This window comes from Colwellia sp. NW0002-52-1, from assembly GCF_057550865.1.
Map to the genome: position 1 here is coordinate 171,676 of NZ_BAAJLU010000006.1, position 24,426 is coordinate 196,101.

General features: G+C 37.8%; 23 protein-coding genes and 1 tRNA gene. 8 read left to right on the forward strand and 16 right to left on the reverse strand.

What is annotated here, in order from left to right; genetic code table 11:
- Nucleotides 1–22 precede the first annotated feature (22 nt).
- From AC27H3_RS08485 to AC27H3_RS08495, 3 genes are all read left to right on the forward strand, one after another.
- Nucleotides 23–1,768, forward strand: a complete 1,746-nt coding sequence (locus AC27H3_RS08485) for a sodium:solute symporter family transporter (RefSeq protein ID WP_487105312.1) — start codon at nucleotides 23–25, stop codon at nucleotides 1,766–1,768.
- A 16-nt stretch (nucleotides 1,769–1,784) separates the two neighbouring features.
- Nucleotides 1,785–2,162, forward strand: a complete 378-nt coding sequence (locus AC27H3_RS08490) for a hypothetical protein (RefSeq protein WP_487105314.1) — start codon at nucleotides 1,785–1,787, stop codon at nucleotides 2,160–2,162.
- 114 nt (nucleotides 2,163–2,276) lie between these two features.
- On the forward strand, nucleotides 2,277–2,657 hold the full coding sequence (locus AC27H3_RS08495) for a hypothetical protein (protein WP_487105316.1): 381 nt from the start codon (nucleotides 2,277–2,279) through the stop codon (nucleotides 2,655–2,657).
- Nucleotides 2,658–2,728: 71 nt separating this feature from the next.
- On the opposite strand, the gene AC27H3_RS08500 is transcribed toward AC27H3_RS08495, so the two are convergent.
- Nucleotides 2,729–4,069, reverse strand: a complete 1,341-nt coding sequence (locus AC27H3_RS08500) for an MATE family efflux transporter (protein WP_487105318.1) — start codon at nucleotides 4,067–4,069, stop codon at nucleotides 2,729–2,731.
- Between the two features lie 111 nt (nucleotides 4,070–4,180).
- Nucleotides 4,181–5,170 (reverse strand): zinc-dependent alcohol dehydrogenase family protein, encoded by a 990-nt coding sequence (locus AC27H3_RS08505; RefSeq protein ID WP_487105320.1) that lies wholly within the window; start codon nucleotides 5,168–5,170, stop codon nucleotides 4,181–4,183.
- 112 nt (nucleotides 5,171–5,282) lie between these two features.
- Here AC27H3_RS08505 and AC27H3_RS08510 point away from each other — a divergent pair, with 112 nt between their 5' ends.
- Both AC27H3_RS08510 and AC27H3_RS08515 read left to right on the forward strand, forming a co-directional pair.
- Nucleotides 5,283–6,176, forward strand: coding sequence for a LysR family transcriptional regulator (locus AC27H3_RS08510; RefSeq protein ID WP_487105322.1), 894 nt, complete (start codon nucleotides 5,283–5,285; stop codon nucleotides 6,174–6,176).
- 144 nt (nucleotides 6,177–6,320) lie between these two features.
- Entirely contained in the window at nucleotides 6,321–7,262 is a 942-nt protein-coding gene (locus AC27H3_RS08515) for a 2OG-Fe(II) oxygenase family protein (RefSeq protein WP_487105324.1), read from the forward strand.
- 303 nt (nucleotides 7,263–7,565) lie between these two features.
- Here AC27H3_RS08515 and AC27H3_RS08520 read toward each other — a convergent pair whose 3' ends face one another.
- The 6 genes from AC27H3_RS08520 to AC27H3_RS08545 all read right to left on the reverse strand — a co-directional run bounded on the left by AC27H3_RS08520 (nucleotide 7,566) and on the right by AC27H3_RS08545 (nucleotide 12,763).
- A complete protein-coding gene (locus AC27H3_RS08520; RefSeq protein WP_487105326.1) occupies nucleotides 7,566–7,805 on the reverse strand; it encodes an HP1242/YdcH family protein in 240 nt (79 codons plus the stop codon).
- A gap of 189 nt (nucleotides 7,806–7,994) precedes the next feature.
- Nucleotides 7,995–9,845, reverse strand: coding sequence for a monovalent cation:proton antiporter-2 (CPA2) family protein (locus tag AC27H3_RS08525; RefSeq protein ID WP_487105328.1), 1,851 nt, complete (start codon nucleotides 9,843–9,845; stop codon nucleotides 7,995–7,997).
- 1 nt (nucleotide 9,846) lies between these two features.
- On the reverse strand, nucleotides 9,847–10,455 hold the full coding sequence (locus AC27H3_RS08530; RefSeq protein ID WP_487105329.1) for an NAD(P)H-dependent oxidoreductase: 609 nt from the start codon (nucleotides 10,453–10,455) through the stop codon (nucleotides 9,847–9,849).
- A 43-nt stretch (nucleotides 10,456–10,498) separates the two neighbouring features.
- Nucleotides 10,499–11,296 (reverse strand): SDR family NAD(P)-dependent oxidoreductase, encoded by a 798-nt coding sequence (locus AC27H3_RS08535; RefSeq protein WP_487105331.1) that lies wholly within the window; start codon nucleotides 11,294–11,296, stop codon nucleotides 10,499–10,501.
- A 114-nt stretch (nucleotides 11,297–11,410) separates the two neighbouring features.
- Nucleotides 11,411–12,256, reverse strand: coding sequence for an enoyl-CoA hydratase/isomerase family protein (locus AC27H3_RS08540; protein WP_487105333.1), 846 nt, complete (start codon nucleotides 12,254–12,256; stop codon nucleotides 11,411–11,413).
- 431 nt (nucleotides 12,257–12,687) lie between these two features.
- Nucleotides 12,688–12,763, reverse strand: a tRNA-His gene (locus AC27H3_RS08545).
- Between the two features lie 213 nt (nucleotides 12,764–12,976).
- Here AC27H3_RS08545 and AC27H3_RS08550 point away from each other — a divergent pair.
- Complete coding sequence (locus AC27H3_RS08550) at nucleotides 12,977–13,525, forward strand: DUF1285 domain-containing protein (RefSeq protein WP_487105335.1); 549 nt, start codon at nucleotides 12,977–12,979, stop codon at nucleotides 13,523–13,525.
- Between the two features lies 1 nt (nucleotide 13,526).
- Here AC27H3_RS08550 and hemN read toward each other — a convergent pair whose 3' ends face one another.
- The 8 genes from hemN to AC27H3_RS08590 all read right to left on the reverse strand — a co-directional run bounded on the left by hemN (nucleotide 13,527) and on the right by AC27H3_RS08590 (nucleotide 21,770).
- Nucleotides 13,527–14,897, reverse strand: coding sequence for an oxygen-independent coproporphyrinogen III oxidase (gene hemN / locus AC27H3_RS08555; RefSeq protein WP_487105337.1), 1,371 nt, complete (start codon nucleotides 14,895–14,897; stop codon nucleotides 13,527–13,529).
- 204 nt (nucleotides 14,898–15,101) lie between these two features.
- Nucleotides 15,102–15,608 (reverse strand): DUF2489 domain-containing protein, encoded by a 507-nt coding sequence (locus AC27H3_RS08560; protein ID WP_487105339.1) that lies wholly within the window; start codon nucleotides 15,606–15,608, stop codon nucleotides 15,102–15,104.
- A gap of 9 nt (nucleotides 15,609–15,617) precedes the next feature.
- Nucleotides 15,618–16,190 (reverse strand): Der GTPase-activating protein YihI, encoded by a 573-nt coding sequence (gene yihI / locus AC27H3_RS08565; RefSeq protein WP_487105341.1) that lies wholly within the window; start codon nucleotides 16,188–16,190, stop codon nucleotides 15,618–15,620.
- A gap of 667 nt (nucleotides 16,191–16,857) precedes the next feature.
- Nucleotides 16,858–17,391 (reverse strand): VOC family protein, encoded by a 534-nt coding sequence (locus AC27H3_RS08570; protein ID WP_487105382.1) that lies wholly within the window; start codon nucleotides 17,389–17,391, stop codon nucleotides 16,858–16,860.
- Nucleotides 17,392–17,542: 151 nt separating this feature from the next.
- Nucleotides 17,543–19,333 (reverse strand): M61 family metallopeptidase, encoded by a 1,791-nt coding sequence (locus tag AC27H3_RS08575; RefSeq protein WP_487105343.1) that lies wholly within the window; start codon nucleotides 19,331–19,333, stop codon nucleotides 17,543–17,545.
- A 115-nt stretch (nucleotides 19,334–19,448) separates the two neighbouring features.
- Entirely contained in the window at nucleotides 19,449–20,309 is an 861-nt protein-coding gene (purU, locus tag AC27H3_RS08580; RefSeq protein ID WP_487105345.1) for a formyltetrahydrofolate deformylase, read from the reverse strand.
- A 324-nt stretch (nucleotides 20,310–20,633) separates the two neighbouring features.
- Nucleotides 20,634–20,876 carry a VF530 family protein gene (locus tag AC27H3_RS08585; protein WP_487105347.1) on the reverse strand — a complete coding sequence of 81 codons (243 nt, stop codon included), beginning with the start codon at nucleotides 20,874–20,876 and terminating at the stop codon, nucleotides 20,634–20,636.
- 165 nt (nucleotides 20,877–21,041) lie between these two features.
- Nucleotides 21,042–21,770: a glutathione peroxidase gene (locus AC27H3_RS08590; protein ID WP_487105349.1), complete on the reverse strand. Its 729-nt coding sequence runs from the start codon at nucleotides 21,768–21,770 to the stop codon at nucleotides 21,042–21,044.
- Between the two features lie 325 nt (nucleotides 21,771–22,095).
- On the opposite strand from AC27H3_RS08590, the gene hutG reads away from it, so the two are divergent.
- Complete coding sequence (gene hutG / locus AC27H3_RS08595; protein WP_487105351.1) at nucleotides 22,096–22,908, forward strand: N-formylglutamate deformylase; 813 nt, start codon at nucleotides 22,096–22,098, stop codon at nucleotides 22,906–22,908.
- Between the two features lie 11 nt (nucleotides 22,909–22,919).
- Nucleotides 22,920–24,284, forward strand: a complete 1,365-nt coding sequence (locus AC27H3_RS08600) for a formimidoylglutamate deiminase (protein ID WP_487105353.1) — start codon at nucleotides 22,920–22,922, stop codon at nucleotides 24,282–24,284.
- The last annotated feature ends 142 nt before the right edge of the window (nucleotides 24,285–24,426 follow it).

Sequence of the window (24,426 nt, forward strand, 5' to 3'; positions counted from 1 at the left end):
TTTCAGCCGAAAAGGTAAGCTCATGTTTTATGATTATTTGGTAATTGCAGGGTATTTTACGCTAATTGTTGGAATAGGCTTTGCTTTTAAAGGTATGGCTAAAAACTCCACCAGTGACTACTTTCGCGGTGGCGGGAGAATGTTGTGGTGGATGGTAGGTTCAACCGCCTTTATGGCGCAGTTTTCTGCCTGGACCTTCACCGGTGCTGCTGGTAAAGCATACACAGATGGTTTTGCCGTGAGTTTAGTGTTTTTCGCCAATACTTTTGCTTACTTTTGCGGTTGGGCATATTTTTCACACCGTTTTCGTCAAATGCGTGTTGATACGCCAACCGAAGGCATAAAACGTCGCTTTGGCCAGCAAAATGAAACGTTTTTTTCATGGGCATTAATTGTGTTTAGTGTGATTAATGCTGGTGTTTGGCTAAATGCGCTGGGTGTGTTCTCTAGCGCTGTATTTAATGCTGATATTACGCTTACTATTATTGCTACTGGCTTAACAGTGCTATTTGTTTCAGTGCTTGCTGGCGCATGGGGAGTTGTTGCATCAGACTTTGTGCAAACATTAGTGGTTGCTGTGGTTTCTATTGCTTGCGCAATTGTCGCCTTAGTTCAAGTTGGCGGCCCTGTTGAAATGGTAACCCAATTTCCGTCTGACTTTATGATGGGTCCTGATATGAACTACGGTTTGTTATTAGTTGGCACCTTTGTTTTCTTTCTAGCTAAACAAATGATCACCATTATGAATTTGAACGACTCCTTTCGCTTTCTAAATGCAAAAGACTCTGACAACGCTAGAAAGGCGGCTTTACTGGCCATGGTATTAATGGGGCTTGGTAGTATTATATGGTTTATACCGCCTTGGGTTTCGGCCATTTTGTACCCTGATGCGGCCGCCGCATTCCCTGAGCTTGGCAATAAAGCAGCCGATGCCGTTTACTTGGTATTTGCTCGAAACACTATGCCCATAGGGACAGTTGGCTTGTTATTAGCCGGACTTTTCGCTGCTACCATGTCATCAATGGACTCATCTTTAAATAAAAACGCCGGTATATTTGTGCGCAGCATTTACCAACCATTATTAGCGAGAAAAAATAAAGTTATTGATGATAAGCATTTATTAAAGGTTAGCCGAGTTGTTAGTTTCGCTTGTGGTATTTTGGTGATCTCGGTGGCGTTATTTTTTAAGTCACTTAAAGAATTAAGCTTGTTTGACTTAATGATGTCGCTATCAACCATGATCCAAGTACCGCTGCTTATTCCGCTTATTTTTGGTTTGTTTATTAAGAAAACGCCTAATTGGGCGCCTTGGGTTACCGTTGCTTTAGGTTTGTTTATCTCGTGGTTTATGATGAATATATTAACGCCACAAGTCTTTGCTAATTGGTTGGGCTTGAATGAACTGACTCGCAGAGAATCGGTTGATATGAACTTAATGCTCACCATTGCCGCACACTTGATTTTTACCGCAGGCTTTTTCTGTTCAACCACTTTCTTTTATAAAGCAGAACAAGACGAACACAAACAAGAGCGAGAAAAATTCTTTGTTGATATTGAAACCCCAGTCATTGCCGATAACGTACAAGATGATTACGACCGTAAACAAAGAGACAAGTTAGGTTCTATGGTGTTGTTAATGGGCAGTGGTGTAACGCTTATGGCGTTAATTCCCAATCCATTATGGGGTAGAGGCATGTTTGTCGCCTGTGCTTTGGTGATTTTAGCGGTAGGTGTTTTCTTGAAAAGAAGCGCTAAGCCAACCGCTTAATTAACGAGATAATATAATGTTTTCAAAAATTAACTTAATAGCAATTGTCTTCATTTTTTCTATTGCGACTATTAGTTGCAGTGCAAAGCATAAAACGCTTAACACCCAAGTAAGCAAGGTAAGCAAAGTAAAACCTGCCGTGGTGTTAACGCATGGTATTGACCAATCTGCTGGCGGCGTTGCTACTTACATAATAACAACGAATAACGCGACTTATTATTTGGAAAAGCAAGGTGGCGGTTTATCAAGCATGGAAGATATTGAAGGTGTTGATTGGTTAGGCTTTAACAACACTAAAGGCTCGGGTCATAAAGGTGAATATCGAGGCTTTCCAAATGCTATTCATAAGCAAGACGGCAATTATTTTCATGCGCTTAACGCGGGTACTGACTGATCAAGCTCTGAAGTTAATATTGAATCAGCCAACCATGTTCGTATTACTTTTACGTCGGGAAATAAAAAGTGGCAAGGGCAATGGGATTTTTACCCTGAACGCTTAGATTTTACCATGAACAAAGTTAGTGCAGGTTATAAATACTGGATACAATACGAAGGCGTGCCTTATGGAGAAATGGATAAAACCGACTTTTGGTTTAGTGCGAGTGAAAACAAAGCGCATGCCATCAACGAACCATATTTGGCTGACTTGCCAACCACAGAATGGATAGCGTTTGGTGATATAAAAAGCCCGAGAATGTTATATATGTTGCACCATCAAGATGATGAACATCCAGATAATTACGTCAGCAGACCCGATATGACAGTATTTGGCTTTGGTCGCAGTAATAAAGATAAATACCTAGATACGCCGCAACGATTTTCACTAGGCTTTGTAGAATCATCTGAATATGAGCAAGTAAAAGCAACAATCGAGAAAATTATTTTTTAATATTGCTTTAATAGCTCAAATTAAAATTTATGAAACCAATGCACGAGCGTCTATTTGCTTGCCAAGATCTTTTAAATTTTTACACCTGTTTCAAACTGGGAAATACGGCTTAATTTTTTATATTGTTTCAGGAACATAAACCAACTGACGATACCGGATAAAAAATTACCAATACTAGCGCCAATAAATATACCTAAAAGCCCATACATTTCTGAACCTAGCCATATTAAAGGAAGGTAGCAGCCAAACAGGCGTAAAATAGAAATAATTAATGCTGAATTAGGTAAACCCATGGCATTACATGCGGATACACAAATCATGCAAACCCCAAGAGCGCCATAGCTTATAGGTACTATCCATAAGTATTGCATTAACAGGTTTTCTATCTCGCTATTTACTGAAAACAAGTCAGCCATTGGTTTAGATATTACGAATATAATAACTGCAATCGCTAATTGAAAACATAAAAGGGTATTAATCGCTGTTTTTACTAAGAAGAATATTTCAGGGATTTTATTTCTGCCTTTAAGATTGCCAATCATAGGGGGTATAGCCATTGTTAGGGCTAGAATTAAAATAATAGCAATATATTCAATACGGTTAGCTAAACCCCATGCACCAACAGCGAAATCTCCGTAGGATGCAATTACAATAGTGACCAATATCGCAGAAACTGGCGGAATAAACTGACTCAACATAGCCGGAATAGTGTACTGAATGATCGATTCTATCCCTTTTTTAGCTCTGTTGATATTACAGATTACAACAACAAAATTTTTGTCGATTACGGCCTTAAAAATAATATAACAACCAATAATAAACGAAAGGCATGTTGCCCATGCAGCACCAGCCAAACCCATATTAAAACTAAATATAAAAATAGGGTCTAAAACAATGTTTAGTAAACTTGTTAGCACCATCACTTTACCTGGTAGCAAAGTTTCGCCGTGGGCACGACAAATGCTATAACCAAAATACAGCATTGCGCCAAGCCAACAACTTAAAAGCCAAGGTAGCCAATATTGTCTAAGTAACGTGAAAAGAGCCTCGCCAGCCCCTAAATAACCAGTAATTAATACTTGATAATACCAAAGTAAAAAGCAAAGCAAGGTAATGATGATCACACCAATACATAAAACCAGTGTGCCTAAATACTTTGCATAACGTTTTTTATTGGCACCAATAGCGTTTGAAATAGATGCGGTAGTAGCTATGCCAAGCCCAACTTGAATACCAATAATTAATTGGTAAATAGGTATAGAAAACCCCACAACAGCTAAAGGTTGTGCGCCTAGTTGACCTATAAAGGCACTATCAATAAGTTGGCTGCTCATAATAGCAAACAACCCTAGTAGCATTGGCCAAGTTTGTTTATATAAAGCTTTAAACTGTGGGGTTTTAAAGAAGTTCATGAGCTATTAAATATCGCTGTTTGGTTGGCACTAAACATTTTATGAAGGCGAAATAACAGGTAAATTTGAGAGCCTGAACAGGCTCTCATTTTAACAATTACGAGTGTAAAGCTAGATTGAAACGACAACTTTACCCATGGCTTGGCCACTTGCTAGGCGATCATGTGCTTTGCCAATTTCTTCTAACGTAAAGTTCGGCTCATCAACAATGGGTGTTAGCTTGCCAGCATCAATTATTTCAGCAAGTTTAGTTAAAATTTCACCATGTTGCTCACGTTTATGGTTATGTAGCATAGGTATTAACATAAATACTACATGCAAAGACAAGCCTTTAAAGTGTGCAGGTGTTAAGTCAATTTCCGCCATAGAAACCGTTGTGGCGATTTGACCATTAAGGGCTGCTGCATCAAATGAATTAAGTAAATTAGCACCACCAATTGAGTCATAAACTAGGTCAAACCCAGCACCTTGGGTATGTGTGTTTACATAATCGGCTACAGTATCAGTTTTATAGTTTATTGCTGTTGCACCAAGTTTTTCGATCAATATAGATTGTGTTCCACCGCCACCTGTTGCATAAACCTCTGCGCCAAAATACTGTGCAAGTTGTAGTGCAATATGACCAACACCACCAGCACCACCATGTACCAATACTTTTTGGCCTGCACTAATACCAGCACGAGTTAAACCTTCATAAGCGGTAATGCCAACTAAAGGTATTGCTGCTGCTTCGCGCATTGATATACTTTTAGGCTTGTGGGCAACGAGTTTAACGTCGGCAAGCATGTACTCTGCTAAGGCACCTTGTAAATCGGCTAAACCGCCAGCACAACCGTAAACTTCATCGCCTATTGCAAAGTTATTCACACCTTCGCCAACCGCTTCTACAGTGCCCGCAAAATCCATACCTAAAACACCCGGTAACGCTGGTGATAAAGGCGCTAAGTCTGCACCCATTTGTCGGATCATGGTATCAACGGTATTAACACTTGTTGCTGCTACTTTAACAAGTACATGGCCCGCTTTAACTTCTGGCTTTTCTATCTCAGCCGCTTTAAATACATCACTACCGCCGAACTCATTAATAATCATTGCTTTCATTGTTATATCCTCTCTCTGATTGATGAGGTAAGTATATTTACAAAATATATTTTTGATAATATAGTCTTATGACTAATCAGTTTTTACTTTTTGTTAATAATGGTTTTGTCTAATGAATAATGAACATCTGAAACTTTTTGTTCGAATAGCAGCTACACATAACATCAGCTTAGCTGGCAGTGAGTTGGGCTTGTCTCCTCCTGTTGCAAGTATGCATATCAACAAACTAGAAGACTCGCTCGGTGTAAAGCTAATACACCGCACCACTCGAAAAGTTTCTTTAACCGAAGAAGGGCGTGAATTCTTACCTCACGCCGAAGAAGTCTTAAATGCTGTAGTGAGTGCTAAAGCCGCTGTTGGGGCAGGTAGCTTTACACCTCAAGGAACGATAAGAGTTTCAGCGCCTGCTTCATTTGGGCGTATGCATATAGTGCCATTTTTAAAAGGATTTACTGAAGCACACCCACAATTGAGAATTGATTTACGCCAAAGCGACAGTATTGTTGATATGGTTGAAGGTGGCTTTGATATTGCCATTCGCAATGCATCGTTAAATGATTCCACGTTAGTCGCCCGAAAACTTGCGCGCGATAATCGCATTATTTGTGCGTCACCAGACTATATTAAAAAATATGGCGAGCCTAAAACACCAAAAGACCTACTAAATCACCAATGTATTAATCTTATTGGCATTGACAGTTGGACTTTTGATACACCTGAAGGTCAACAGAAGATTAAAAGTAAAGGGGCAATTCGAATAGATAACGGAGAGTCAATAAGGGATGTTTGTGTTGGCGGTGCTGGCTTAACGCTTTGTTCTATTTGGTGTGCATATAAAGCGCTACAAAAAGGAGAGCTTGTTCAAGTATTAAAAGATTACCCATTGGTGTCAGATACCGCTATTTGGGCGGTCTACCCTAGCTCAAGGTTATTAGCGCCGAAAGTGAGAGCATTTATTGATTATTTTATTAAATGCTATGGCGAAACACCTTACTGGGAAAGTTAATCGCGTAATATTTTAATCTTATTATATATAAAATGTTAATTCTGTATTGTCACTTGGCTTCTTTATTTAGCTTATGATGTGTAATAAATTCGTTTCTTCAAAGTTTTAGGGTGATTACCTAGTAAAAAATCGGGAGAAATTGAGATGAAAAATACAGATGCCTATAATACACAAACACAACCTAGCCAGTTACAGCTTGCACGGGCTTTAACTTTACCTTCACGCGAAGCCATGCTTGAACGTGCGCCGTCGGTGCAACAGTTTTGGGATAATAATCAGCAATTACTCCTTAATGCATGGCATGAGTGGGATGAAAACGAAACGGCTAACTTAATTAAGCCTGACGTTTCATTACTCGATCCTAAGCTGCGCAATGCTATTGAACAAGCATGGGAAGACCCAACAAAAGAGTCGGCTGTAAAATCATTACTACAAGAAGTATCTGCTGATGTTTATCAATTCCAGTTCTTTGATCCAGAGCGCCTGGCTGATTTACGCGAATATCTTGATGCGGTTGCCGATGCACAAATTCCGTTGCGCCCTCCTTATGGCATAGTATTGAACCGCCGCGGAGCAATGCTTGATAAACGCTCAGAAGGGTTTCTTGGCGCACCTAGCTTTCAAGCTTTTTATCACGAATTACTTAATACATATATGCGACCGATTGCGCGTATGCTTTTTCCAGAAGTTATGGGTTATGACACGCAAACGTTTGGTTTTTCAATTCAGTGGCAAGCGGGCATGGATACATCGTTACGTCTTCATACTGATGCCTCGGCTGCAACACTAAACATTAACTTAAATTTGCCAGATGAAACCTTTACGGGCTCAGAAGTCGACTTTTACGATAAAGCGACAGGTAAATTAAACCGCTTATCATTTAAGCCTGGTACCGCAATGATTCATCGCGGTAGCGCAGCGCATGCAGCTTTGCCAATAACCAGTGGTGAGCGTTCTAATTTTGTACTGTGGTTGTACGGTGATCGGGGCCAAATACCTTTGCAAAATCACCAAGTGCAGAAAGTTGATGCAAAACAGCGTTGGACCGTGCCATCAGCAAAACAAGACTATACTGCCCCATTCTAGGCTATATGAATAATGCGGGTCTAAAATCTAATATATTAGCAATACATCATAATATTCATGATGTGTTGCTTTTTTATTTAAAAAATATGACTTTAAACTAAGGTATAAAATTATTTTTTGATAAGATAAATAATTGCCAGAAATACTTTAAGTTTTTTATATTATTTAACAATGATTTAAAGTGGTTTTCTAAGTAGGGATTTCCTTGGGTATTAAGTAAGTAAGGAATTAAGGAATTAAGGAAGTAAATAAAATTATTGATTAAAGCATGTTGAAAGAAGTTCAACATGCTTAATTTTACCTTTATGCATTGGTTATCTTTAAATACAACATATCTTTTAATTCTGCTCGTTCAAACTTTAATTGATGGAAAGCTTCGTCATCAATTGGTGCATTATTTAGCTCTAACTTTCTAATTTCAGAATCAAGTAAATGATAACGTTTAGCCTGAGTGGCAAATGCTGTGTCTGATTGGGTTAGTGCTACAATTTTATCTTTGTGAGTGGGAAATTCGTTCACTAGAGAATGATCTTCACCTAACATAGTAATTCCTTATTTAATTAGTGTTGCTGGTTAATGTTGCTGGTTAATGTTTATAACGAATATTCAGATAACAAGTATCAACATATATTTAGCCTGATGCTTAATACCTAAGTTTCATTAATATTTGTAAGGCGCGTTTCTTTTTAACACGCCATACTTTATGAAAAGATTATTGAATTGATAATCTTTCTATAATTCTGGGTTTTTAGCTGTCCATGCTTTGTCTAAGGCAACCAAACAATCGTAATTATCAAAGCTCATTAACTCTTCTAAATGTTGATGATGGCTTTGATACAAAGAAACATACCCCTCTTCTTCATTACGTTTTTTATATAGTTCAGGTACCATTTCAGCATCTTTTTGCTGAAAAATGTGTTTTAAACGATGTGCTTCATAAGGATCAATACCTAATTGTTTCATCGCCGCTTGCCCCATGTTTAAGGCTGTACCAAATGTTTCTCGATAAATTTCACTAATATGTAGATCCATAAAGTCAAAAGAAGCCTCTCTATCATTGGCACTAACAACAACTTTTAACTGCGGGTAGTGTTTGTTGGCAAGTTCAACTAACTGTTTAGCAGCATGTGTATCGCTTAATGTAATAATAAGTAATTCAGCACTTGATGCTCCGGCAGAGGCTAACAAATCTAATCGTGTTGCATCTCCGTAATACACTTCAAAACCAAGCTTTCTTAACACGCTAACATTGCTGGCATTATGATCGAGAATTATAGGCTTGATACCGGCAGATAAAAGGAATCGACCTATATCTGTGCCTAAACGACCAAAGCCAGCAAGAATAACTTTATGATCCCCTTTTTTAATTGTGTCATCTTCTTGTGCTTCGCTTGCTAATGTTGCTTTTTGGCTTAACTTTTCATGAACAACAAACATGACAGGCGCTAAAAACATAGAAATAGCCACCGCAGATATTAGTGGCTCAATAATTTCAACAGACAAAACGCCACTGCTTTTTGCTAATTGAAATAAAACAAAAGCAAACTCGCCACCTTGTGCCAATGCAATTGCAAATAATGATCGCTCTTTTGAGCTGATTTTAAATACCAAACCTATTAAAATTAATACTAGCCACTTTATTGCAATTAAGCCTGCCGTTAGCCCTAAAATTAGAGAAATATTATTTCCAATCAGTAAGAAATTAAGACTAGCGCCAATAGATATAAAAAATATTCCTAATAACAGGCCTTTAAATGGCTCTATATCACTCTCTAACTCATGTCTAAATTCACTGTCGGCCAATACAACACCAGCTAAAAATGCCCCTAATGCCGGTGATAAACCCACGGTCATCATAAGTAGCGATGTACCTATAACTAATGCTAAAGCTGCTGCAACGAATATTTCACGCACGCCAGTTTTGGCTATGCTTTGAAATATAGGTCGACAGGCAAATTTACCAAATATAAGTACAGCAACAATGGCGGCAATGGTTATGGAAATTTGTAAGTAGTTAGGTAAAACACTGATATCGAAAAGTACGGAGTCATGATGCCCAGTACCAGAAACGGCTAGCGTTGCGAGTAAAGGCAGGATGGCGAGCATTGGAATAACCGCTAAATCTTGGAATAATAAAACAGCAAAAACGGATTGCCCTGCTTCTGTTTTCATTTTTCCTTTTTCTTGTAGCGTTTGTAAAACAATAGCTGTAGACGATAATGACAAAATCAAGCCAATGGCAAGAGCCTGTTGCCAAGGAAGAAAAAAGTAAGCAATAGCAGAAATAATAAGGCTTGTTATCACAACTTGTGAACCGCCAAAACCAATTATGGGTGTTTTTAGTTGCCATAGCAGCGATGGCTTTAGTTCTAAACCCACTAAAAAAAGCATCATCACTACGCCAAATTCAGTAAAGTGCATTATTTCTTCAACATCGTGAATTAAAGCTGCGCCAAAGGGCCCAATAACAATGCCCGCAATAAGGTAACCAAGTACTGACCCTAAGCCTAATTTTTTAGCAATAGGTACAGAGATAGCCGCGGCCGTTAAAAAAATAAAAAACTGCAGTAAAAACGTTTCCATACTATGCGCTCCCGATCGAACGATTTATATCGCTATTTAGAGTTTCTTGCTTTTTTGCATGCTCAATATCAAAAAAATTGTCGCGTAAAGCAATGATGGTACGTCGGTAATTTTCAGCATGACTCTGAATTTTTTCTTGCTCTAGCCCTTGATGAACACCAGATACGGCGAATGGGGGCAACCAAATCATATTACATAGCTTTGCGGTAGCCACAAAGGGTGCTGTAAATTCAGCTAAAGTAAACTCGTTATAACCATCTTTTTGGTAGGTTGAGGCATCACCGCCAGTAGTGATCGCTTGAAAGCATATTTTATCTTGTAATGCTTTGCCTTCTGAGCCATAGGCCCAGCCGTGTTCTAGCACTAAATCAAACCACTCTTTGATAATAGCTGGGGTTGAATACCAATAAAAAGGGTGTTGAAAAATGATAATGTCATGTGCTTCACATAAAGCTTGTTCGCGCTTAATATCAATCATAAAGTCAGGGTAATTTGCATAAAGGTCATTTACTGTTACGTTATCTAATGTTTCTACAGCCTTTCTTAACGCTTTATTGATATTTGAATGTGACTTTGCTGGATGCGCAAAGTTAATGAGTATCTTCTTCATGCAATTTAATCCCTGTTAAATAATAAGATCGAATTTTTATCGCTTAGTGAATAATATGCTCAATAACTTCAGCAATTTGGGCAATTTTTTTCGTGTTGGTTGCATCTGGGTGTGGCGCAGTGAATTGTCTAATATCATTGTCAAAATATAAACCTGACTTATCAGCAAACTCATCAGATAAAGCCGCTTTCACTAGAATGTCAGCACCTATTTGTAAGTCACCACCGGCTACGCCATAAGCTTGTTCTACCATTTTGCTACCCAAGAAAGACTTAGGATTTATAGCAATGATACTTGGTCCATTATCACCAAGTTGCAATGCCATATGTCGAGACCACATGGTTAACGCTAACTTGCTCTTAGCGTAAACTGCGTTGTCTGAAAGTGGACTTGGTTTTGTTAGCTCTTCAGGTAAAACAGATGCTTGTGCCGCTGAAGACAAGTTGATTACACGGCTTTGCTCGCCTAGCAAAGGTAGTAGTTGTTGGGTCAATAAATAAGGCGCAATGGTATTAACCATAAAGCGTACATCAAGCCCGTCTGAAGAAATTGTTTCTGGAACAATTAATACCCCGGCATTATTAATAACAGCATCTAGTTTTTGGTGATTATATGCTATTTCCGCAGCTAAGGTTTTAACTTCTGCAATGATAGATAGATCAGCTTTATAGGTAAAAATTTGCTCTGAACTAGCAAGTGTAAGCAGCTGTTGTTTCACTTTTGATAACTTTTCTTCACTTCGCCCGTGCAGTAGAACAATATGCCCTAATTTAAGCAGCGATTTAGCTGTGGTTAAACCAATACCATCAGTTGAGCCCGTAATTAAAATTGTTTTTTTCATTTGTTTCACCTTATACCTATATTTGTCAGTTTAAAAATCAGCCCTATCAATATTAAATTCGATAACCATGAACGAAAAAATAAGAAAAGAGCTGAATATGAAATTACATAATCGTTAGTTAATTTCTTGAACTTTCATGACAAGCTCAGGCCAGTTTCGTTGGTTTTCTATGTCATGTTCTAAACCTTGTTCATCAGCAGCGGCAAAGCGTTTAATGGCAGGGGTTTTACTCGTTGCTTGGTATAACCAATAAGCCTCAGCTTTAAGCGCTTCTTCAATCGGCTTATCAATTGACTCATATACAGCCTGTTTACAAGCATTAATAGATTCAGCCGGGAATTGCGCAATGCGATTGGCAAGGTTATCAACGTATTCACCAATTTCATCTGGCGCTAATGCTTTATTGATAGTGCCGTATGCTTCAGCTTCATCGGCAGTAAAATCACGAGCACTTAAAATAATTTCAAGGGCTCTGCCTAAGCCAGTTTGACGTGCCATACGTGAAGCACCACCTCCACAAGGAAGAATCCCCATACCAACTTCCATTTGCATGAACTTAAATTTACCACGAGCGGCAAAGCGCATATCTAATGCCAGTGCCAATTCATGACCACCGCCACGGGCAAAGCCTTCAAGTTTAGCTATGGTTGCTTGAGGTACTTTACTGATTCGTTCACATACCGTTTGCAAATCAAGTAGTTTTACATCATCGCGGGCCACAGCTTCAGTAGACATATCTTTTAATAATTCGGTGTCGTAATGGCAGACCCAAATTTCAGGATTGGCTGATTGAAATACAACAACCTTTGTTTTTCTATCACGCTCTAATCTCATGGCAAGACTATTCAGGTCTTCTAGCATTTCCTGGCCTTGAACGTTAACTGGGCCAAAATCGAATGTTACCGTTAATTTTCCACCTTCAGATATGGCATTAAATGTTTTAAAACCTGCATATTTCATTTTCTATTCCCCTACTATTTAAGTGTTCGAGCCATAGTGGCAATCAAACTTTATATTTTTAATATACGCACTTATTAATACTGCGAGTCATTGCGATGTATTAAGAATAGGTTAAAAACATTTGTTTGATAATGTAGAGAAATAAGTAATCAGTTTTAATTTATTGTTAATAATTGTGTAGGCGCTTAGGGTGAGTTTTTAGCTTAAAATTATAAATTTTAATTGCGGGGGAGAAACTCATAAGTAACTTTTCTATATTTGTAAAAAGATCTGAGTAGAGTTAAAGCAGTGTAGTGCCAAGTGTTATTGAAGCTATATAGATAACAAGCTTAATTGGCTTTAAGTATTTGGGGTACGCAAAAGAGTCATCATAAAATTTTTATGATTATAGTATTAAATTGCTTAAAGGATTTTATTTAAAAAGAGAAGAATGGGGTGGCTAAAGGGACTTGAACCCTCGACAACCGGAATCACAATCCGGGGCTCTACCAACTGAGCTATAGCCACCACTGATATTACTTGAAGTGCCCAGTGATAAGGCGCGAGGATTGTATTGCATTTTATAGTGATATGACAAGTGAAATATTGCATTTAAAGCATTTTTTTTGAGTTTTTGTCGAGTATTGAAATATTTTTACTCGGCGACCCGTTATTCAGTTATTTCAACTTTTATCTGTAACTTGCTAATATGAGGTATAGCCATTTAAAAAGATAGCCATTATGTCATTAGAAAAAATTTCAACACAAATTTCAAACGCTCAGCAGGGTAATGTTAAGAAAATGCCACCTGTTGAGTTATGGGATCCGCCTTTTTGTGGTGATATAGACCTAGAAATAAAGTCGGACGGTAGTTGGTTTTATAATGGTAGCGTTTTTAAGCGTTTGTCTTTGGTTAAGTTATTTGCGTCGGTATTAAAAAAAGAAGATGAAAAATATTTTTTGGTAACGCCGGTTGAAAAAATAGGTATAAAGGTTGTTGATGCACCATTTATTTTAACGCAATGGCAATGGCTCGATGAAGAACAAACCCGTATGCAAGTCACTACTAATTTAGACGATAGCTTTATATTAAATGCAGAACACCCTTTAGATATTGCAGAAGATGGTGCTTTATACGTTACGGTTAGGCGAAATTTAAAGGCTAAGGTACATCGTAATGTTTATTATCAGTGGGTAGATTTAGCCAAAGAAGATAAAAAAAAACAGGGCACTGAGTTGGTGTTTTTCAGCGCCGATTGTCGGTTTGTTTTAGGCCAACTAGAAGATTAAGTTATATCACCCGAGAAAAGCGTTGCTGATTTATTTTTTGCTTTAGGTTGGCATCAAAGCTCATGCAAATGTTTCGTATTAATAATCGAGCTTTTTGATCTACACGAATGTTATTTTGTGTATTGCTGAGCAAGCCGTCATCAATAAAAGGCTTAAGCAGAGGTAGATCTTTAGCGAAGTATTGGTCAAAATCAATTGAATACTTTTCATTAATTTTATTTTTGTTGATAGACATATTACACATTAATTCACGAATAACTTCGCCTCGAATAATGTCATCTTGAGTGAGTTTTAGCCCTTTTTCATGAGTATGCGCGTTTGCATCAATCGCTTTATAATAGTTCGGTAGTTCTTTGGTGTTTTGGCTTAAGCTACTTCCAATAGCGCTTATTGCTGACACACCTAAACCGAGCAAGTCGCCACCGCCTTTGGTGGTGTAGCCTTGAAAATTTCTGTGTAAATTCCCTTCTTTTTGAGCGATAGCTAACTCATCTTCCGGCTTGGCGAAGTGATCCATTCCGATAAAGTCGTAGCCAAAGTCACAAAGCTTTTCTATGGCAAGTTTCATTAACGCAAACTTCTCATCTATGTTTGGTAGCCATTCATCTTTAAGTTTACGTTGAGCAGCAAACCGAGAAGGCATATGGGCATAACTAAAGAGTGAAATGCGATCAACGGCCATCTCATGCGCTTTGTTCAGTGTACGGGTGAATGTTGCTATATTTTGATGTGGTAAACCATAGATCAAATCAATATTAATCGACTTGAAGCCAACGTGCTTGGCATGAGCAATAAATTTCTCTATAAATTCGGTTGATTGCACTCTATTAATGGTTTGCTGCACTTTTTCATCGATGTCTTGTACACCAATGCTTAAGCGATTAAACCCTAAACTATATAAATGTTCGGCTAAGTTCATTTCTATTTCACGTGGGTCTATTTCAATACTCATCTCTACTTGCTCAGAGAAGGTAAATTGCTCTTTTAATAACACAACTAATTTGGTTATTTGTTCGTGATTTAAGAAACTAGGCGTACCTCCACCCCAATGTAGTTGTTTTACGGTATAGTTTTTAAATAAAGGTGCTTTTGCGATAATTTCTTTTGCAAGAAATGCTAGATAGGTGTCAGCTTTATCTCTGTGGCGAGTAACGACTTTATTGCACCCGCAGTAATAGCAAAGGCTATGACAAAAAGGAATATGAACATACAAGGATAACGCTTGATTTGGGGATGCTTCAATGGTTGAAACTAAATCACTATATTTGAATTGTTCAGTAAATTCTAACGCGGTTGGGTACGAGGTATAACGCGGCCCACTGGTGTTATATTTTTTTAGTAAGGCATTATCGAAAAAGTTATGGGTTTGCATAAGAGGGCCAGTTTATCTATTTTTCGATATTATAAATAAACTCGTTTCTCAAACATTGATCGAGCGCAATAGTGCATGCTTTTTTGAGAAAAAAAGCTACTCATAGTGTAAATATATGAATAGCTTATTGTAGTACGTTCAAACTTAAATTTTGAGCTTTTTATACTATAGTAACTAACAGGTGCTTTAAGTAAATATTGCTATTTAAATGGTCGCTTTTGTTTCACTTAGCATACTATTTCGTTCATTGGCGTATTGATGTAATAGCGCTATATCTTGTCGAATAGCATCTGCCATTTCAGCTTCGAGTTTCATGCGCTCAAAATCTAGTTTCATGCGTGTTTTTTTATCAAGCTTTTTACGCGCGGCTAAAATTGGCATATGCTTTATAGCTTCATAAAATGTAAATATTGCTGGAAACTGCACATTTAAGTCTTGGCTTAATTTTAATGAATCAAGTAAAACGCTTAAGCGCCAACAGCCTTCTGCGATATCGCATTGCTCTTCTTTCATCGCGCGAACAATAATAATAACGCTAGCTATTATTTTTTTGTCATGCTGTTGCAAAGCTTGTTGCTGAGCTATTTCTTTTTGCTTTTGTGCCAGTGTTTGCTGTTTTAACTGGCGCAATAGTTTTACGGCTATGGCGGCTAATACTGCAATAATAACAAAAGCCAATAATGCAAGGTAAACCCATGGATTTGATAGCATTGATGTTACCTATTCAAATTTGGTTAAATCACTATTATTAAATTTGTCCCATAGATCATCTTCTGAGTCTGATTTTTTAGGCTGTTCTACAATGTCATCTTCATCATCTATGCCTAAAGCATCACTGATTTTTTCGTGTTGTTCCATTAGGGTATTATAGTAGTCAATTTCTTCTGATGATAAAGCTATGTCATCATCTTGTTTTTCAAGAATCTCAAGCAATCTTGGATCTTGCTCAATGCGACTTAATTGATCTGCTAATGACTCGCCTGTTTCAACTGCGCGAATGCCTGCGATAGGTGAGTTATCTTGCACTTTCTTCGCTGGTTTGGTTTTTATTGGCGCACTATTCGGCTTACCTAAGTCGATAGGCGTTTTATTGCCAATACGAGGATCTTTATGCTTAGCAGAAGTTTGACTTTGAGTAACTTTTTTCGTGGCTTCTTTTTGACGGTTGCCCGCTTCGTTACCATTAGATTTTTTTGCTCTACGCGGTTTTGGTTCGACTAATTTTTTTTTGTCATCTTTTAGGATGCCAATAGAACCTGTGCCCGGTTTGCGTGATTTTTTCGTACGAGACATAGTAATAACTTAAAATAATGAACAATTAGGTTTATTTTACGACATTCCGCACTAAACAGCGATAGAAAGAAAAAAAGCGACGTAAATAACGTCGCTTTTTGAGAAAATGCGGCAATTGCCAACATATAAATCCCGATTCTTAAGTGGCTGTCCTAGCCTTTTGTTACAGTCCCTGTGAGTTTAATAATTTCTAATATTATTTTTTATTATTATCGTAGCACTTCATTTTATTTTTATCGGTCATCCTGACACTTTCTTGGGCTATCCTTTATGTCTAATATAGACAAAATATTCAATGCTTTCCCTAAGCAGTAGTAAACCATCCATATTGTAAATATTGTTCTGCGTTAAATAACGCTTACTTGCTGTCCGTGCAGTGATTATCCATTTTGTTAGTTGCTATCTACGTAGCTGCCCATACTTTACGTGAGTTTCGACAAGCATCAAGTGCTTTTTTTCGTTTTTTGGCTAACTAAAAAGCTAAAACTCAGCAAGTCTTTGTTTTTAAGTGTAATAAAATTGTTAAAATATGTAATTTATTTTTTATTAATTTCTATTTTATGGTCAATGTCTTACAAAAAAGCTTACTTTGAAGGGGAATTTGTTTGCAAGCCTTACTTACGAAGCTCTTCGTTATTAAGGCTTGTAGCAATGTTCTGGTTAAATTTTAGTCATTTAACTCATGTAACCAAGCGGCATGTGTTGGTGCTTTTTTAGTTTGTGACCATTCTTCTACCATCAGTGGAGCGACCCTTTTAAGTTCAGCATATTGCTCTTTTGTACCAATATTGGCTGCTAATTCTAAACGATGTCCATTTGGGTCGAAGAAGTAAATTGATTTAAATACACCATGATTTACCGGGCCTAATATATCTATTCCATTTGACTCTAAATCGTTTTTTGCTGAGATTAAAGCGTCTAAATCTTCAACTTCTAGAGCGATATGTTGTACCCATGTAGGTGTATTTTCATCGCGACCCATGTCAGGAGAATTTGGAATTTCAAAAAATGCGAGTATATTGCCCATGCCTGCATCTAAAAATATATGCATGTAAGGATCAGGGGCCTTGGTTGACGGTACTTCATTTTCTGCAATCGCAACCGTCAGTTCCATATTTAAATGTTTTTGATACCAGTCGACAGTTTCTTTGGCATCTTTACAGCGATAAGCCACGTGGTGAAAGCGTTTTAAATTAATCATAGGGTTAGCACTTAAATTATAAGTTGAGCGAATATCGGATAAGTTAATTTTTACCATAACTCGATAATTCGCCCTAATTTTCATTCCAGTTTAGCAGCAAGAAGTTGTCAGTTTTTGCGTACGCTTAAGTTTACAATAACTTATTAAGAGCTTAGCCTTGAGGAATAATCGTTTGCCATAGCTTAGCTAAACTCTCGTCGACAACGTTAAAAGCTATGCCTGCTAAAGGCGAGTCGATAATGGTTATTGTCGATTTTAAAAGTTGATCGTCTCTAAAAAAGTGGCAGTTTAGTTCACTATTTTCAGCTTGATGATCAAATATGGCTTGTATTGATTGTTCGGTAACTTTGACATGATCAACGGCAATAAGTACATCGTTAACCGCAATGCCAGCTTTAGCCGCAGGTGATTCCTCTAATACTTGGGTAATTGTTAAACCAAAAGGCTGTGCTTTATATTGTGCGCCTAAATAAGCATGAAAGCTTGTAGCAGAAGTTGTTTCTTCACTGTTTAGTTTTTTAAACTTATGCTTTTGTAGTTCAACGCCAACTTTAGCTAACTCGGCTGTTAGATCAATACGTTCAGTGCTATATAAGTGGTGTTTAAATGCCGCTGTAATATCTTCGCCACAAAGTAGGTTGGCAATATTGATAAAGTCTTCTTCGCTTGTACCAACATTTGTCCGACCAAAATGGATCCATAATTCTCGCATTAAGGTATCTAAGCTGTATTGGTTATTAGATTTTTCACGAATTGTTAAATCTAACCACAAAGCGATGAACGCTCCTTTAACGTAATAACTGACTATGTTGTTTACGGCGTCTGGGCCTTGTTGATAAAACTTGGTCCAGGCATCAAAACTAGAGGCCGTGATGCTTTGTTTTAACTCACCTACTCCACGACTAATGCGTGTAGCTCCTTTTGCCAAAATAGCTAAGTATTCTTCAAAAGTAATGATGCCGGTACGATAAAGTGAAAAGTCATCGTAATAAGAGGTTATGCCTTCAAAAGCCCATAACTGTTTGGTATAGCTTTCTTGTTGTAAATTGTAAGGAATAAATTCTTTTGGTTTTATACGACAAACATTCCAAGCATGGAAATATTCATGCGAGCATAAACTTAAGAATGTTTTGTAATTTTCAGTACGCTCTGATGATTTTTGCGCATTGGGTAAGTCGAAGCGGCTCGCTTGTAATATCGTTGAGTTTTTATGCTCTAAACCACCAAATCCGTTGGCGAGTAAATGGGTAATGAACCAATATTCTTTGAAGGGCGCCTCACCGAACAAGTTAATATGGTGCTGACATAACTTACTAACATCGTCGGCTAATTGTTGTGTGTCACCATAATGTTTACTGGTAAATACTAAGTGATGAACCACACCTTCTACGGTAAATTCTGTGCTATCGAACTCCCCAATGGCTACTGGGCAATCAATTAAATGTTGGTAGTTATCAGCAATATAATTACCGAACTGATACTTTTCTGTGCCTTTTTCTCGGGGTAACCCTGTAGCTACACGCCACTGATTATGCTCAGCTAAGGCTGAGGGTTGTATCTTAAGCTGACAAGGTTGTGCGCTTAATTCTTCAACTTGTAAAAATGTTGAACTACCGTTGAAAAAACCACGTTGGCTGTCTAAATAGGCGGTGCGTACTGATAGATCAAACGCGAATACTTGATAACGCACTTGTACTTGTTCATCACTTGCCTGTAATAACCATGTTTGTTTGTCAGTTTTAGTCAATTCAATAACTTCACCTACACTGTTAACGGCAGCAATTTCGGTAATGTTTTTGGCAAAATCACGGATCATATAACTGCCCGGCAACCAAGCAGGCAGCGTTAGGGTGTAGCTTTGATTTATCGTGCTTTTAAAAGACAGTAAGACCTCAAATAAGTGACTATTTGGGTTAAGTGGAGAAATTTGATATTGGATCATATTGGCGCACAAATGTTGACTAGATATTTGTGCTCCAATGTAGCAGAGTTATTTCAATAAAACAGCCTGAAAATAAGCGTTAGCGGCGACTATTTAATATTCTTATTTTTTTAAGCTAGTTTAAAATAACGGTTTTGTCTTTATTGATACAAATACGTTGTTCGGCATGCATTTTTACCGCATGGCATAGTGCCGTAGCTTCTAAGTCGTGCCCTGAATGCACCATTTGCTCAATAGTAAAAGCATGATTAATCGGCTTTACTTCTTGTACAATAATCGGCCCTTCATCAAGGTCAGCGGTAACATAATGTGCGGTAGCACCAATGATTTTAACGCCGCGTTTATGTGCTTGATGATAAGGTTTTGCACCTTTAAAGCTAGGTAGAAATGAATGATGAATATTAATGGCTTGGCCGCGTAACTTATTACAAAGTTCATCGGATAATATTTGCATGTAACGAGCGAGTATTAATAAATTACCATTATATTGTTGATAAATGTCTAATAACGCTTGCTCTTGCTGCGCTTTATTTTCTTTATTAACCGGTAAGTAATGAAAAGGTACATTGTGCCATTGTGCTAGCGCCTGGCAGTCTTGATGGTTTGAGGTTATCGCTACAATATTTACTGGTAATACGCCGGCTTTCCATTTGGTTAATAACGACACTAAACAATGATCGTCTTTTGAAACTGCAATAACTACATTTGGAAAGTTTTCTTTTTTGCGCAGTTGATAATTCATGTTTAGTGGTTTTGCTAAGAGTTCAATGGCTTGGCTAAACTCTTCAAAACTTACCGTTAGCTCCCGATCATCAAAAGCAATGCGTGAAAAAAATGTATCGGTATAAGGGTCACTGTATTGACTCGTTTCAGTAATAAAAGCGCCATGTTCGAATAAGCTTTGGCTAACTTTTGCCAGTACGCCAGATCTATCTGGGCATTGCCAAGTTAAAATGTAGTGGTGAGTGTTTGTCATATTGAAAAAATTCTATGGTTATATGTATGCAGTTTTACATTTTACTGACTCATTGATAAATACTTTTGAGCTATATGTTAATGCTAATTTAACCTGAACTCTGGATAATGAGTGCTTGATACTCAATTGAATCGAAAGATTAGGTGGTAAAGTAAATGCTATAGCAAGGTGAACATTACGAATAAACACCATCAATGCTTCATTTTAACCCATTTCCAAGGCAAAACATTTATGAATAGCGCGCTATTTATTGGCGTTTTAACGTAGATAATGGGTTAAAAGGGAGCATTGAGCAAGTGCTGCTTATCCAGAGTTCAGGTTGATTTAGGCAGGCTCGTTTTCATCGCTGAGTTTACTTTTATGCTGAATATAAAGTGCCTCAACTTTTTCTCTTGCCCAAGGGGTTTTTCTAAGAAACTTTAAGCTGGAGTTAATGCTGGGATCGTCAGTAAAACAACGAATTTTTATTTCTTTGCCTAGATATGTAAAACCAAAGTGTTCAACTAATTGTGTGACAATGGTTTTTAACGTTAACCCATGTAAAGGGTTATAGGGTTGGTGATCCATATTTTTGGCCTTAGCGAGTTTGTACACTACTTTACCATGGCGTGGCTCAATAGTTAAAAGGCAAAAACAAAAAAACGACGCAATGCGCCGTTTTCATAATATTTTAATTAAACAATATTTCAGCTAAACAGTGTTTAAAAAAACGATGTTCATTTGCCACAATTATTAACTAAAGTGAGCTTCTAATGCTTCGCTACCACCAATGTTTTTACCGTCAATAAATACTTGTGGAACAGTATCAGAATTAGTTATGGCTTTAAACATGGTTAAATTAACATCTTTACCTACTTCTAACTCTTCAAATGTTAAGCCTTTTTCAGTTAACAATGCTTTTGCTTTTTTACAGTATGGACAAGTTGGTTTACTAAATACGGTAATCGCAGATACTTGACATGCCGCAGGATTAATATGCTTTAACATAGTGTCAGCGTCTGAAACTTCAAACGGATCGCCTGGTAAGTCAGGTTCGATGAACATTTTCTCAATAACGCCATTTTTAACTAGCATGGCATAACGCCAGCTACGCTTACCAAAGCCAATATCCGCTTTATCTACAAGCATGCCCATAGCATCAGTAAATTGCCCATTACCGTCTGGTATAAAGCTAATGTTATCAGCATCTTGAGCTTCAGCCCATGCATTCATAACGAAGGTGTCGTTAACAGACATACAAATAATTTCATCGACACCATTTTTAAATAGTGTTGGCGCTAATTCGTTGTATCGAGGTAAATGTGAAGATGAACAGGTAGGGGTAAAAGCACCAGGCAATGAAAAAACCACTACAGTTTTATTGTTAAAAATTTCATCACTAGTACGTGTTGTCCACTCGTCATTCTCTCTTAATGTGAATGTAACATTAGGGACTTTCTGTTGCTCTTTATTTTCTAACATAATGGCTCCGTTTATAGTTTATAAAATAGTAGTGTTGTTCGACATGCATTTATTATCGAACATGGCTCCTTATTAATAAAGTGATTAATATTGCACTTAATAATCAATAAAAGCGATTAGAGCTCAGTTGTACACGATTTTATGTATGCAAATTATATTTAATATTAATTATTCTGTTTTGAACGCAGCTTCAGTATTAATGCTAATGGCAAATATTACCAAGATGAATTTACCTTTAAAGGCCGAAATGGTTTCCAGTTTTGCTTATGAAGTGGTAAATTATACCCAACAAGTTGTATATACAATTTAAATTAAGAGGGATTATATGTCGAACAGCTACACGTTAATTAAAGGCTCTGTACCTTTACTTATTAGTATGCCGCACAACGGTGAAGCCATACCAGATGCTATTGCTAAGGTGATGACAGATAAAGGGCGTGAAGTAGCCGATACTGACTGGTATATGGATCGTTTATACGCGTTTGCTAAAGAATTGGGTGCGTACATATTAATTCCTAAGTTTAGTCGTTACGTTGTTGACCTAAACCGTGATCCTGAAGGCGTTGATTTATATCCCGGCGCTAATAATACTGAACTTTGTCCAACGACAGCTTTTGATTTATCTCCTTTATATCAAGCGGGTTGTGAGCCTACTCCGGCGCAAATAAAGGAACGTGTAAAGTGCTATTGGCAACCGTATCATCAAGCTTTAGCGACAACAATGCAGGAAATCAAAGCTGAGTTTGGCCAAGCGTTGTTACTTGAAGCTCATTCAATTCTTTCACATGTACCGAGGTTTTTTCAGGGCCAATTACCTGACTTTAATTTTGGTAATGCTGACGGTAAAAGTTGTGCTGCTGAATTAATTTCAACGATAGCTAACTTAGATTACGCGCCTTATAGCATGGTATGCAATGGCCGATTTAAAGGCGGTTATATCACGCGAGCGTTCGGTAAACCTGATAGCGGCTTTCATGCGCTTCAATTAGAGCTGTCACAATTTACTTATATGAATGAACAAGCGATGACTTACGATGAAAAATTGGCGCAGCAAGTACAACCTAAGCTTGAGACCTTAGTGAAGGCAATGATTGCTTTTGCCCAAACAGCACAGCCAAACAAAACTGTTACAGATTAATAGGTGAAATAATGAAACTGTTTGTCAAAAAAATATTGTTAGCTGATGGTTGGGCAAATGATAAAACCTTAACAATTGAACAAGGCATTATTACTGATATTACCTCTGGCTATGCCGCTGGCGCTGAACGGGCAAAAGGCGTTGTTATTCCGGGTATGGTCAACTGTCACTCTCATGCTTTTCAACGGGCTTTTGCAGGATTTAGTGAGCAAGGAAGCGAAGGCAATGACAGCTTTTGGACTTGGCGCAATATTATGTATAAATTTCTGGGGCAATTAAACGCGAAAGATGTGCAGGTTATTGCGAGTCAGCTTTATATTGAAATGCTGAAAATGGGTTATACCCGAGTTGCTGAGTTTCATTACCTTCATCATGAAATTGATGGTAAAAACCATGAAAACCTAGCCGCTATGGCGAAAGCTATTTTTGATGCTGCCAAAGAGTCAGGTATAGGTTTAACATTACTACCAGTGTTGTATCGCTTTAGCGGTTTTGGTCCTGAGGTTGCTACTGATGGCCAAAAACGCTTTATTAATAGTGTTGAGCAGTTTAACGATTTAGTTAGCGAATGTTTTAATCTCGCAAAAATACAAGACAACTGTAATGTCGGCATTGCACCGCACTCTTTGCGTGCAGTAGACAAAAGCTCATTGCTCGCGGCCGTTGAGCATGTTCGCATGCTCGATGCACAAGCACCTATTCATATCCACATTGCAGAGCAGCAAAAAGAAGTTGAAGACTGCTTAACGCATTATGGCCAAAGGCCTGTACAGTGGTTACTTAATAATGCTGAATTAGACAAAAACTGGTGTTTAATTCATGCAACGCATATCGATGAACAAGAGCGCCAAGGTATAATTGCCAGTAAAGCTATTGCAGGTATTTGCCCAACCACGGAAGCTAATTTAGGGGATGGCATATTTCCTACGGATGAATTTTTGCTAGAAAATGGCACTTTCGCTATTGGTTCTGATAGTCATATTTCAGTTAATCCTATTGAAGAGTTACGTTGGCTTGAATATGCACAGCGACTTAGTAAACAAAAGCGCGCATTGTTAGCTAATAACGAGCAGAAGTCGGTTGGACTAAACTTATGGCAAAAAGCTGCTGCCGGAGGTGCGCAAAGTACCAATAGCAATACGGGAGCATTAGCGATAAATAAACAAGCAGATTTATTAGTGTTAGATGATAGCCTATTACGCTTATTTGCCCACGATGATAAGCATTTACTCGATAGTATAATATTTGCAAGTCAACGCAACCCGATACTTGACGTTATGGTAAATGGACAGTGGGTTATACGCGAAACCGAACATGTTCTTGGGCAAGAAAGTGCAGAGCGGTTTGCAAAGGTATTGGCGAAGTTATCGGCCTAGTTAGTTGTTTCGTTTGCTGCTTAGTTTTCTGGTTAGTTATCCGCTTAGATGTATTACTAAGTTGTGCAGTCTAGGTGGTTTTATTCGAACTTAACGCAAACATTAAAAAAAGTATGACGATTAGCAAGCAGGCAAATCGTCA

Bases quoted from the DNA above. Each gene is read 5' to 3' on its own strand.
- AC27H3_RS08575 (WP_487105343.1), bottom strand. From the start codon at position 19,333: ATGATCCAATATCAAATTTCTCCACTTAACCCAAATAGTCACTTATTT.
- hutG (WP_487105351.1), top strand. From the start codon at position 22,096: ATGTCGAACAGCTACACGTTAATTAAAGGCTCTGTACCTTTACTTATT.
- AC27H3_RS08540 (WP_487105333.1), bottom strand. From the start codon at position 12,256: ATGAAATATGCAGGTTTTAAAACATTTAATGCCATATCTGAAGGTGGA.
- AC27H3_RS08490 (WP_487105314.1), top strand. From the start codon at position 1,785: ATGTTTTCAAAAATTAACTTAATAGCAATTGTCTTCATTTTTTCTATT.
- AC27H3_RS08535 (WP_487105331.1), bottom strand. From the start codon at position 11,296: ATGAAAAAAACAATTTTAATTACGGGCTCAACTGATGGTATTGGTTTA.
- AC27H3_RS08530 (WP_487105329.1), bottom strand. From the start codon at position 10,455: ATGAAGAAGATACTCATTAACTTTGCGCATCCAGCAAAGTCACATTCA.
- AC27H3_RS08525 (WP_487105328.1), bottom strand. From the start codon at position 9,845: ATGGAAACGTTTTTACTGCAGTTTTTTATTTTTTTAACGGCCGCGGCT.
- purU (WP_487105345.1), bottom strand. From the start codon at position 20,309: ATGACAAACACTCACCACTACATTTTAACTTGGCAATGCCCAGATAGA.
- hemN (WP_487105337.1), bottom strand. From the start codon at position 14,897: ATGCAAACCCATAACTTTTTCGATAATGCCTTACTAAAAAAATATAAC.
- AC27H3_RS08515 (WP_487105324.1), top strand. From the start codon at position 6,321: ATGAAAAATACAGATGCCTATAATACACAAACACAACCTAGCCAGTTA.
- AC27H3_RS08550 (WP_487105335.1), top strand. From the start codon at position 12,977: ATGTCATTAGAAAAAATTTCAACACAAATTTCAAACGCTCAGCAGGGT.
- AC27H3_RS08520 (WP_487105326.1), bottom strand. From the start codon at position 7,805: ATGTTAGGTGAAGATCATTCTCTAGTGAACGAATTTCCCACTCACAAA.
- AC27H3_RS08505 (WP_487105320.1), bottom strand. From the start codon at position 5,170: ATGAAAGCAATGATTATTAATGAGTTCGGCGGTAGTGATGTATTTAAA.
- AC27H3_RS08560 (WP_487105339.1), bottom strand. From the start codon at position 15,608: ATGCTATCAAATCCATGGGTTTACCTTGCATTATTGGCTTTTGTTATT.
- yihI (WP_487105341.1), bottom strand. From the start codon at position 16,190: ATGTCTCGTACGAAAAAATCACGCAAACCGGGCACAGGTTCTATTGGC.
- AC27H3_RS08485 (WP_487105312.1), top strand. From the start codon at position 23: ATGTTTTATGATTATTTGGTAATTGCAGGGTATTTTACGCTAATTGTT.
- AC27H3_RS08585 (WP_487105347.1), bottom strand. From the start codon at position 20,876: ATGGATCACCAACCCTATAACCCTTTACATGGGTTAACGTTAAAAACC.
- AC27H3_RS08495 (WP_487105316.1), top strand. From the start codon at position 2,277: ATGAACAAAGTTAGTGCAGGTTATAAATACTGGATACAATACGAAGGC.
- AC27H3_RS08570 (WP_487105382.1), bottom strand. From the start codon at position 17,391: ATGATTAATTTAAAACGCTTTCACCACGTGGCTTATCGCTGTAAAGAT.
- AC27H3_RS08500 (WP_487105318.1), bottom strand. From the start codon at position 4,069: ATGAACTTCTTTAAAACCCCACAGTTTAAAGCTTTATATAAACAAACT.
- AC27H3_RS08600 (WP_487105353.1), top strand. From the start codon at position 22,920: ATGAAACTGTTTGTCAAAAAAATATTGTTAGCTGATGGTTGGGCAAAT.
- AC27H3_RS08590 (WP_487105349.1), bottom strand. From the start codon at position 21,770: ATGTTAGAAAATAAAGAGCAACAGAAAGTCCCTAATGTTACATTCACA.
- AC27H3_RS08510 (WP_487105322.1), top strand. From the start codon at position 5,283: ATGAATAATGAACATCTGAAACTTTTTGTTCGAATAGCAGCTACACAT.